This window comes from Streptomyces sp. NPDC002669 (assembly GCF_042889165.1).
GTDB lineage: Bacteria > Actinomycetota > Actinomycetes > Streptomycetales > Streptomycetaceae > Streptomyces.
Window position 1 is genome coordinate 1 of sequence record NZ_JBIAQQ010000059.1, and the last position, 10,915, is coordinate 10,915.

Consider the following 10,915-nt stretch of genomic DNA (forward strand, 5'->3'; position numbering starts at 1 on the left):
GTCCCTGCAGACCCATCCGTGGCTCGCCGATCACGCGGTGGCCGGGACGGTCCTGCTGCCCGGCACCGCCTTCATCGACCTCGCCCTCCACGCGGCCGGCACCGTCGGGGCGGCCCGTGTCGACGGCCTCGTCCTGCACGCACCGCTGGCGCTTCCCGAGAAGGGCGCCGTGCACCTCCAGGTCACCGTCGAGGCCCCCGACGCCACAGGTCACCGCAGGATCGCCGTCCACGCCCGCCCCGAGCGGGCCGACACGTCCGACGCGTCCGGCGACACGGGCGGCGGAGCCGAATGGTCCCTGCACGCGACCGGCACCCTCGGCCCCGACGCCCCCGCTTTTGAAACCACCTCCGAAACCACCCCCGAAGAGCTCACCGTCTGGCCCCCGGCCGGGGCGGAACCCGTCGACCTCACCGACGCGTACGACCGGCTCGCCGCCCACGGCTACCAGTACGGTGCCGCCTTCCAGGGCATGACGGCCCTGTGGCGGGACGGCGAACGGCTCTACGCGGAAGTCGAGTTGGCCCAGGACACGGACACCTCGGGACACGTGCTGCACCCGGCTCTCCTCGATGCCGCCCTGCACCCCCTCGTCGTCTCGGCGCTCGACCCCGCTTCGGCGGAAGGGCCCCGGTTGCGCATCCCGTACTCGTGGGACGGCGTGTCCGTACCGGCCGCCGCGCCCTCACGGCTGCGGGTCGCGCTGACCCCCGGCGGCGAGGACACGGTGCGGCTCGCCCTCGCCGACTCCGACGGCGTCCCCCTGGCCGCGGTCGAAACCCTCACCGTCCGCGAGATCGACCCGGCCAGGATCGCGGCACTGCGCACGGACCGACTCCCCCTGCACGAGATCCGGTGGAACACGACCGAACTCCCCGCCGCCGACGGCACGTTCGCGGAGAACGCCGTCTGGGTCGGCGCGGACCGCTCGGGACGGCTCACCGCACTGGGCATCACCGAAGAGCCCTACCCGGACATCGCCGCCCTCGGCGAGGCCGTGGCCGCGGGCCGCCCCGTGCCCCGTACCGTCCTGGTGAGCCCGGCGGACGACCCCGACGAGGCGCAGCCCGCCGCCACGTACGACCCCACTGCCGCGACGTACCGGACGCTGGAACTCGTACAGTCCCTGCTCGCCGAGGACCGGTTGGCGGAGAGCACCCTCGTCGTCCTCACCGGCGGCGGGGAACTCGCACCCGGCGAGAAGCCCGACGACGGGGGCGACTTCCTGCGGGTGGCGCCGCTCCGGGGCCTGCTGCGCGTGGTGTGCTCCGAGAACCCCGGCCGGGTGGTCGCCGTCGACACGGACGACGACGCGGCATCGGTCCGGGCACTGCCCGCCGCGCTCCTTGCCGGTGAGCCGGAACTGCTGCTGCGCCGCGGCACCGCCCACATCCCGCGGCTGGCCGTCGTCCGCGCGGACGACGAACCCCGGCCGGCCGGGATCTCGCCCGACGGCACGGTCCTCGTCACCGGGGGCACCGGGGCACTGGGCGGCCTCGTCGCCCGGCACCTGGTCGCCGAGTACGGCGTACGCCATCTGCTGCTGACCGGACGCCGCGGCCCCGATGCCCCGGGCGCGGCCGAACTCGCCGCCGAACTCGCCGAGTTCGGAGCGGACGTCACCCTCGCCGCCTGCGACACCGCCGACCGGGAGGCCCTCGCCCGACTCATCGACACCGTTCCCGCCGACCGCCCGCTCACCGCCGTCATCCACGCCGCGGGCGTCCTCGACGACGGTGTCGTGCAGTCCCTGGACCGGAGCCGCTTCGACACGGTGTGGCGGCCCAAGGCCGACGGCGCCCGGTACCTGCACGAGCTCACCGGGCACCTGGACCTGGACGCGTTCGTCCTGTTCTCCTCCCTTGCCGGCCAGGCGGGCAACGCGGGACAGGCCAACTACGCGGCGGCCAACACCTTCCTCGACGCCCTCGCCCACCACCGTCACGCACAGGGCCTCCCGGCCACCTCCATCGCCTGGGGCCTCTGGGGCGAGACCGGAGAAACAGGCGGTACCGGCAACACGGGCGGTACCGGCCTGGCCACCCGTCTGGACGAGACGGCCCTGGCCCGTGCCGGTCACGGCGGGCTGCTGCCCCTGGCGGCCGTCGACGGCCTCGCGCTCCTCGACGCCGCCCTCGCGACGGGCAGGCCCCTGCTGGTCGCGGCACGGTTCGACGCCACGGCGCTGCGCGCCCGCGCCGAGGAGGGCGTCCTCGCGTCCCGGCTGCGCGGCCTGGTGCGCACGACCGCGCGGCGCGCCGCCCCGAACCGGGACGCGCCGGCCGACCGGCTGAAGGGACTCGACCGGCCCCAGCAGGAGAACCTCGTACGGGACCTGGTCCGTACCACGGTCGCCGCCGTGCTCGGCCACCCTGACACCTCCCGCGTCGAGGACGACCTCGCGTTCAAGTCGGCGGGCTTCGACTCCCTCACCGCCGGCGAACTGCGCAACCGGCTCTGCGCGGCCACCGGCCTCGCCCTGCCGGTGACGCTCGCCTTCGACCACCCCACCCCGGCCGCGCTCGTCGCGTACCTGCTCCGCAGGCTCGAACCGGCCGCGGCGCAGCCGCCCGTGCTCGCCGAACTGGACCGGCTGGAAAGCGCGTTGGCGGCCCTGGCCGACGACGAGGAACTGCGCCGCACCGTCGCGGGACGGATGGAGAGCCTGCTCGCCGCGTGCGCGGCGTCGGTGACGGCCCGGGGGACGACAGGGGACGCCGGGGACGACCCCTCGCACCTCGACACCTCCGGCATCGAATCCGCCTCCGCCACCGACCTCTTCGACCTGATCGACAAGGAGTTCGGCGGCCTCTCCCACTGACCCTGCCCGTCCCACCCACCCCGCCTGTTCCGCCGCCTCTGCCCGTCCCACCGATCCAGCCCGTCCCGCAGGACCGGACACCTCGACAGAACGGAAAACCATGAACACGTTCACCACCTGGAAAGAGCTCAGCAAGGGCGACGACGACGAGGTCGTCCTGGCCGTCGACTTCGACGCCACCGGCCGTCACGAGGCCCGCTTCAGCGACTTCGTGCCGCTCATGGACCCCGGCCACACCGTGCTGGAGACGCTGCCGCAGGCCGTCGCCTCCAGCCCCGACACGCCCGCCGGGGCCTACATAAAGCAGTGGGCCGACGAGATCGCGGCGAGCGGCAAGCGGGTCAGGGCGATCCTCGCCTTCTGCGCCGGGGCGACGTACGCCGCCGCCCTGGCCGAGGAGATCGAGAAGACGCAGGGCACCTTCCCGCAGACCATCCTCTTCGACCCGGAGCGGGCCGCCTCCGCCCCCATGTACTGGCAGTTCCACAAGGCGGTCGGCCAGATGGAGGCGGTCCTCGGCGCAGCCGAGGTGGGACGCGTCCAGGACGCCGCACAGCGTGCCACCGAGGAGTGCGAGAGCCTCACCGACCTGGCCCGCAGGCTGCTGCTCCTCTACCACTCCCTGGCCACCACGGCCTGCGAGAAGCTCGGCCTGGACGAGCGCCGCCGCGCCGAGATGACCGAGACCGCGGGCGGCTTCCTCTCCTACCTGTCGACCGCCGAGCAGATCGACCCCACGGCGGTCTGGAAGAAGTGCACGGCCATCACCTCCAACACCCCGACCAGCGGCCTCAACGGCTTCCGGGCCCTCAACCCCGGCCACGACGCCGACCTGGTGGCCGAGGAGATCCACTTCGACGTGCCGCACGTGGAGATCCTCTCGACGCCCGACATCGCCCGGACCGTCTCGGGCCTCCTCGCCGGCTGAGCGGGCCCGCCGGATCGCGTACGAGACGGACACGAGCCCACCCCTCCCCAGGCCACAGAAGGAAACCGGAATGACCATCACCACGACGCACACTCAAGCGAACGGTCCGGCCCCCGCGGTCCTGACCGCGGCCTCCCGCAAGGAACAGGCGCTGTGGCTGCTGGAGAAACTCGTCCCGTCCGGCGCCGTCAACAACCTGTCCGTCGTGTTCTCCACCGACGAGCCGCTGGGGGAGTGGGAACTCCAGAAGACCCTCGACGCCCTGCTCGCCCGGCACGAAACACTGCGCACGGTGTTCCACGGGACCGACGGCGCACTCGTCAAGCAGACCGTCCCCGCCGACCGGTTCACCGTCCCCGTGGACACCCGGCCGATGAGCAAGGACGACGCACGGGACGCCGTGGCCGAACTCGTCGCCACGCCCTTCGCCTTCGACGGCCGGCCCCTGGTGCGGGCCGGCCACTTCCAGGGCCCCGACGGCGACGTGTTCTGCCTGGTGATCCACCACATCGTCTTCGACACCGTGTCGGCCGGGATCCTCCTCACGGAACTGACCGCCATCTACGAGGCGGTCGCCGCGGGCATCGACGTACCCGAGGAACTGCGCGAACCGCGGCCCGCGCTCAACTCCTCGCCCTACTCGCAGGAGAGCCTCGCCTACTGGCGCGACCACCTGCGGGACTTCGACCCCTCCGCGCTCGGCCTGGACTGCGGCACGGACGACCTGCCCGATCCGACGCTCGTCGGCGACTCCGTCCTGCACACCCTGTCCGACGACGCCCGGGACGCGGTCCGCCGCCTCCAGCAGGAACTGCGCGCCCCCGAGGCGGTCGTCCTGCTCGCCGCCTACTACCTGCTGCTCGCCCGGCACGGCGCAGGCCCCGACCTCGTCGTCGGCTCACCCGCCAACATCCGTCCCGCCGACGCCCCCGACGCCATCGGGTACCACGTCAACACCCTGCCGCTGCGGGCCCGGGTGAACCTCGACACCGGCTTCCGGGACCTGGCGGCCCGGGCGCGCGAGGCGTTCTTCGGGGCGATCACCCACGCCGACGTACCCGTGGACGTTCTCCTCCCCGAGATCCGCCACACCGGCAGCACCTGGCGCAACACCCTCTTCCGGCACCTGTTCAACTACGTGCCGAACGCGGGCCCGCCGACCTTCGACATCGACGGCACCACCGCCACCCGGCTCCTCGTCGAGAACGGCTACAGCAAGTTCGACCTGGAGTTCTTCTTCCTCGCCTCGCCCGAGGAGATCACGATCCGCGGCGTCTACTACACCGCCGTCCTCAGCCGATCCGACACCGAGTTCCTGCTGGAACGGTACGACGCCCTCCTCGTCGACCTCGGCCGGAACCCGGACCGGCCGATGGGCGAGCTGTCCGCCCTCGGCCCCCGCGACCGCGCGATCATCGACGCGGCCAACGACACCGCCGTGGAGGTCACGCCCCCCACCCTCGTCGAGGCGATCGCCGGCACCGTCGCGCGGGCCCCGCACACCGTCGCCTTCGAGGACGGCGAACGCACGGTCACCTACGCCCAGTTGTGGCGCACCGCGCTCGCCAACCGCGACCGGCTGCGCGAGGCGGGCACCCGCCCCGGCGACGTCGTGGCCCTGGGCGGCCGGCGCAGCCCCGAGCTGGCCGCCGCCGTACTGGGCACCTGGCTGACCGGCGCCGCCTACCTGCCCCTCGACCCCGACCACCCCGCCCAGCGCACCGCGTACCTCCTGGAGGACTCGGGCGCCGGGACCGTCCTCGCCGCCCCGGACTTCGACCACACCCCCCAGGACGGAGTCCGGGTACGCCCCATGGCGGCCGTCGCCGACCCCGGGGACGGCGACGCAGGCACCGACTTCACGGACACCGACTTCACGGACACCGGCCTCACGGGTGACGAACTCGCCGCGACCGCCGAGCCCGGCGACACGGCCTACCTGATCTACACCTCGGGCTCGACGGGCAAGCCCAAGGGCACGATCATCACCCACCGCGGCCTGGCCAATGCCATCACCCACTTCCGGCACGAGATCGGCGCCACCACCGACGACGTCATGCTGTGGCTGACCACCTTCACCTTCGACATCTCCGGCCTGGAACTGTTCGTGCCGCTCATCTCCGGCGGCCGCATCGCGGTGGCACCGGACGCCGCACGCAGGGACGGGCAGGTCCTCCTCGACGTGCTCGAACGCCACCGCGTCGGCATCATCCAGGCCACCCCCACCACCTGGAACCTCATCGTCGACAAGGCGGGCCACCGGCTCGACGGACTGTGCGGCCTCACCGGCGGCGAACCCATGCCACCGGCCCTCGCCCGGCAGATCACCGCGGCCGGCTGCCGCCTGATCAACATGTACGGCCCCACCGAGACGTCGATCTACTCCACCTGCGGAACCATCCCGCCCGGAGCCACCACCGTCGACATCGGCACCCCCATGGACAACACCCAGCTCTTCGTCACCGACGCCGAAGGCCGGGAACGGCCCGTGGGCGTGCGCGGCGAACTGTGCATCGCGGGCAGCGGCGTCGCCCTCGGCTACCACAACAGGCCCGAGCTGACCATGGACCGCTTCGGCAGCCACCTGAAGCTGGGCCCCTTCTACCGCACCGGCGACCTCGCCTGCTGGCGGCCGGACGGCACCGTCGAACTCCAGGGCCGCATCGACCGGCAGGTGAAGCTGCGCGGCAACCGGATCGAACTGGGCGAGGTCGAGGCCGTACTGCTCGAACACCCGCAGGTGCAGGGCGTCGCCGTCGTCGTCGACGACGAGGCGGGCGGCGGACCGCTCCTGGTCGCCTTCGTGCAGTGCGGCACGGACACACCGGCCGACGGCCTCGCGGACCGGCTCTGGGCACACGCCCGGGCGACCCTCCCCGGCTCGTCCGTACCGCAGGAGTTCATCGCCGTCGACTCCTTCCCCGCCACCGTCAGCCACAAGACCGACTACCTGGAACTCAAGCGCATGGCACAGCAGCACCGCGCCGCACGCTCCGCCGCCACCGGCACCACCGCCCACGAGGGCGACGCCCTCGTCGCCGGCCTGGTCGCCCTGTGGCAGGAACTGCTCGACCGGAGCGACGTCGACGGCGACACCAACTTCTTCGCTCACGGAGGCCACTCGCTCCTCGGGGCCCAGCTCGTCCAACGCGTCGAGGAAACCGTCGGCACCCCCCTGGCCATGGCCGATCTGTACGCCGACCCGACACCCGCCCGGCTCGCCGCCCGCATCCGCCGGGCGCGAGGAGAGGAACGGACCCCGTGACGAGCGAAAACACCGGAGAAGAGGCCAGGCTTCTCGACTACCTCAAGCGGATGACCATCGATCTGCGCGAGGCACGCCGACGCGTCCAGGAACTGGAGGACGCGTCGCACGAACCGATCGCCATCGTCGGCATGGGCTGCTCCTACCCCGGAGGGGTCCGCTCGCCCGAGGACCTCTGGGACCTCGTCGAGGCCGGCACCGACGCCATCGGGGACTTCCCCACCGACCGGGGCTGGGACCTCGACGCCCTGTACGACCCCGACCCCGACACCCCCGGCACCTGCTACACCCGCAAGGGCGGATTCCTGCCCGACGCCGCCTCCTTCGACGCCGGACTGTTCGGCATCACCCCCAAAGAGGCCCTCACCGTCGACCCCCAGCAGCGGCTCCTGCTCGAACACAGCTGGGAAGCCGTCGAACGCGCCGGCATCGACCCGCGGACCCTGCGCGGCAGCCGCACCGGCGTCTTCGTCGGCGTCATGTACAACGACTACGGCTCCCGGCTGCGCCCCGTCCCCGACGGCTTCGAGGGCTACATCGGCAGCGGCAGCGCGGCCAGTGTCGCCTCCGGCCGAATCTCTTACTGCCTCGGGCTCCAGGGCCCCGCCCTCACGGTCGACACCGCCTGCTCGTCGTCACTGGTCTCCCTGCACCTGGCCTGCCAGGCCCTGCGCCGAGGCGAGTGCACCGCCGCACTGGCCGGTGGCGTCACCGTCATGGCCACCCCCACCGTGTTCACCGAATTCGCCCGGCAGCGCGGCCTCAGCCCCGACGGGCGCTGCCGGTCGTTCTCCGGCGACGCCGACGGCACGGGCTGGGCCGAGGGCGTCGGCGTCCTCTACCTGGAACGACTCGGCGACGCGCTGCGCGCCCACCATCCCGTACTCGCCGTCATCCGCGGCAGCGCCGTCAACCAGGACGGCGCCAGCAACGGCCTGACCGCCCCCAACGGGCCGTCCCAGGAACGGGTCATCCGCGACGCACTGGCCGACGCCCGCCTCACCGCCCCGGACATCGACGCCGTGGAGGCCCACGGCACCGGCACCACCCTCGGCGACCCCATCGAGGGCCAGGCCATCCAGGCGGTGTACGGAACCGGCCGCGCCCCCGGAAAGCCGCTGCTGCTGGGCTCGCTGAAGTCCAACATCGGGCACAGCCAGGCTGCCGCCGGTGTCGGCGGCGTCATCAAGACGGTGATGGCGCTGCGCAACGGCGTCCTGCCCCGGACCCTGCACGTCGAGAACCCGACCCCGCACATCGACTGGACCGACGGCACCGTACGACTGCTGCGGGAACCCGCCGACTGGCCGCGCACGGGGCGCCCCCGCCGCGCGGGCGTCTCCTCCTTCGGCATCAGCGGCACCAACGCCCACGTCATCGTCGAAGAGGCCCCGGCCGAGGCTCTGGCCGAAACCCTGGAGGAGAACCCCGCCCCGCTTCCCGATGCTCCGCTTCCCGGTGTCGTGGGCGGTGCGCCCGTCGTCGCGTGGCCCGTCCACGCCCGTACGCCCAAGGCACTGCGCGAACAGGGAAAACGGCTCGGCACCCACCTGAGGCGCCACCACGGATCGGCCCCCGTCGATGTCGCCCACGCCCTGGCCACCGGCCGCACCCCCTTCGAGCACCGGGCCGTTCTCATCGGTGCGGGCCGGGACGAACTGCTCGAAACCCTGGACAGGCTGGCCCGCGGTTCCGGCGCACCCCGCCTCGTGCGCGGCGCCCCCGACCCCCGCGCCAAGGCCCCCTGCGCGGTGCTCTTCTCCGGCCAGGGATCGCAGCGCCCCCGCATGGGCCTGGACCTCCACCGCCGTTTCCCGGTCTTCGCCGACGCACTCGACGACGCGTGCGCGGCGCTGGACCCCCACCTCGAAACGCCCCTGCGCGACGTGCTGTTCGCCGATGCCCAGGACACCACCGGGGCACCGGGACTGAGCCCGCTCGACCGCACCGCCTGCACCCAGGCCGGAATCTTCGCCGTCGGGGTCGCCCAGTACCGGCTCCTCGAACGCTTCGGCATCACACCGGAGTTCGTCGCCGGCCACTCCATCGGCGAACTCGTCGCCGCCCACGTCGCCGGCGTCTGGACGCTGGAGGACGCGGCACGCCTCGTGGCGGCCAGGGGACGGCTGATGCAGGCACTCCCCGAAGGCGGGGCGATGCTGGCGGTGCAGGCTTCCGCGACCGAGGTCGAACCCCAACTGGCGGGACGCGAAAACGAGATCGCCCTCGCCGCGGAGAACGGACCCACCTCGGTGGTGATCTCCGGCGACCCCGAGGCCGTCCGCGAGATCGGCGAGTTCTGGCACGAGCGCGGCCGGCGCACGAAGCGGCTGAAGGTCAGCCACGCCTTCCACTCGCCGCACATGGACGGCATGCTCGACACCTTCCACACGGTCGCCAAGGAACTGACCTACCACCGGCCGCACCTGCGGATCATGTCCCACCTCACCGGGGAGACGGCCACCGACGACCTGCTCACCCCCGAGTACTGGGTACGCCACGTGCGCGAGCCGGTCCGCTTCGCCGCGGGCGTCCGCCGACTCGCCGAGCACGGCGTCGGCACCTTCATCGAGGTCGGACCCGACAGCGTCCTGACCCCGATGGTCACCGAATGCCTCGCCGGGGCGAAGGGTGAGGTGATTCCCCTGTCCCGGCGCGACCAGGACGAACCCACCGCGTTCCTGACCGCCATGGCCGGAATCCATGTGCGTGGCGGCACCGTCGACTGGTCCGCACAGTACGACGGCATGGCGGTGCGTCCGGCCGACCTGCCGACTTACCCCTTCCAGCGCCGCCGCTACTGGCTCGACGAGGTGGCCCCGGCCGCAGCGCGACCTACCCGCGCGCCGGCCGCCGCGACGGACCCGCGCGACGAGGACGAGAACGAGGGACTCGCGGAAACCCCGGCCGTGCGCCTGGCCGCGGCAGCCCCCGAGGACCGGCAACCGCTGATCCTCACCGCCGTGCTGGAGGCCGCCGCGGAAGTCATGGGACTCGACGCGGCGGACGGCATCGACCCCCGGGTCTCGCTACTCGAACTGGGATTCACCTCCCTCATGGCGGTCGACCTGCGCAACAAGGTGATGGCGGCGACCGGAGTCGACCTGCCCGCCACGGTCGCCTACGACCACCCGACCTTCGAAGCGATAACGAGCCATGTGCACTCGCTCATGAACACGGAATGAGGCTGCCTTTCATGTCGAACCAGTCGTACGGGGACAACGCCATCGCCGTGGTCGGTATGTCGTGCCGCCTGCCTGGAGGAGTGGACGGCCCCGAGTCGTTCTGGGACCTGCTCGTCCAGGGCACGGACGCGGTCGGAGAGGTACCGGCCGACCGTTGGGATGCGGAGGCGTTCTGGTCCGACGATCCGGCGGCGGTCGGGAAGGCGGTGGCGCGGCGTGCCGGGTTCCTGTCGCGGGTCGACGGGTTCGACGCGCGTTTCTTCGGGATCTCGCCGCGCGAGGCCGTGGCGATGGATCCGCAGCAACGGCTGGTGCTCGAACTGGCCTGGGAGGCGCTGGAGAACGCCGGGGCGGTGCCCGGCCGTCTGCGGGGCAGCCGGGCCGGTGTGTTCGTGGGGGCGATGGCCGACGACTACGCGGCGTTGTCGCGGCGTGCTGGTGTGGAGGGGATCGGGGCGTTCACCTCGACGGGTCTGGCCCGGAGCGTGATCGCCAACCGGGTGTCGTATCTGCTTGGGCTGACGGGTCCCTCGCTGGTGGTGGACTCGGGTCAGTCGTCCTCCCTGGTGGCGGTCCACCAGGCGTGCCAGGCGCTGGCCCGAGGCGAGGTGACCTGGGCACTGGCGGGTGGTGTGAACCTGATGCTGGCGCCGGAGTCGTCGGTGGCGGTGTCGAAGTTCGGTGGGCTGTCGCCGGATGGTCGGGCGTATGTGTTC

4 protein-coding genes and 1 pseudogene are annotated in these 10,915 nt (G+C 72.6%); all 5 read left to right on the plus strand.

Annotation, left to right across the window (positions count from 1 at the left end; translation table 11 throughout):
- The coding region (locus tag ACFYW1_RS38630) for an SDR family NAD(P)-dependent oxidoreductase (protein ID WP_389004457.1) at positions 1-2,821 on the plus strand (2,821 nt) is incomplete at its 5' end.
- A gap of 100 nt (positions 2,822-2,921) precedes the next feature.
- The gene (locus ACFYW1_RS38635) at positions 2,922-3,749 is read left to right on the plus strand and encodes a hypothetical protein (RefSeq protein ID WP_389004459.1); all 828 of its coding nucleotides are present in this window, start codon (positions 2,922-2,924) and stop codon (positions 3,747-3,749) included.
- Positions 3,750-3,819: 70 nt separating this feature from the next.
- The gene (locus tag ACFYW1_RS38640) at positions 3,820-7,014 is read left to right on the plus strand and encodes an amino acid adenylation domain-containing protein (protein WP_389004461.1); all 3,195 of its coding nucleotides are present in this window, start codon (positions 3,820-3,822) and stop codon (positions 7,012-7,014) included.
- A gap of 20 nt (positions 7,015-7,034) precedes the next feature.
- Positions 7,035-10,199 (plus strand): annotated as a pseudogene (locus tag ACFYW1_RS38645) (type I polyketide synthase); the annotation flags it as partial.
- A gap of 11 nt (positions 10,200-10,210) precedes the next feature.
- Positions 10,211-10,915: polyketide synthase (locus ACFYW1_RS38650; protein ID WP_389004463.1), on the plus strand; the 705-nt coding region annotated here is incomplete at its 3' end.

Bases quoted from the DNA above. Each gene is read 5' to 3' on its own strand.
- ACFYW1_RS38635 (WP_389004459.1), top strand. From the start codon at position 2,922: ATGAACACGTTCACCACCTGGAAAGAGCTCAGCAAGGGCGACGACGAC.
- ACFYW1_RS38640 (WP_389004461.1), top strand. From the start codon at position 3,820: ATGACCATCACCACGACGCACACTCAAGCGAACGGTCCGGCCCCCGCG.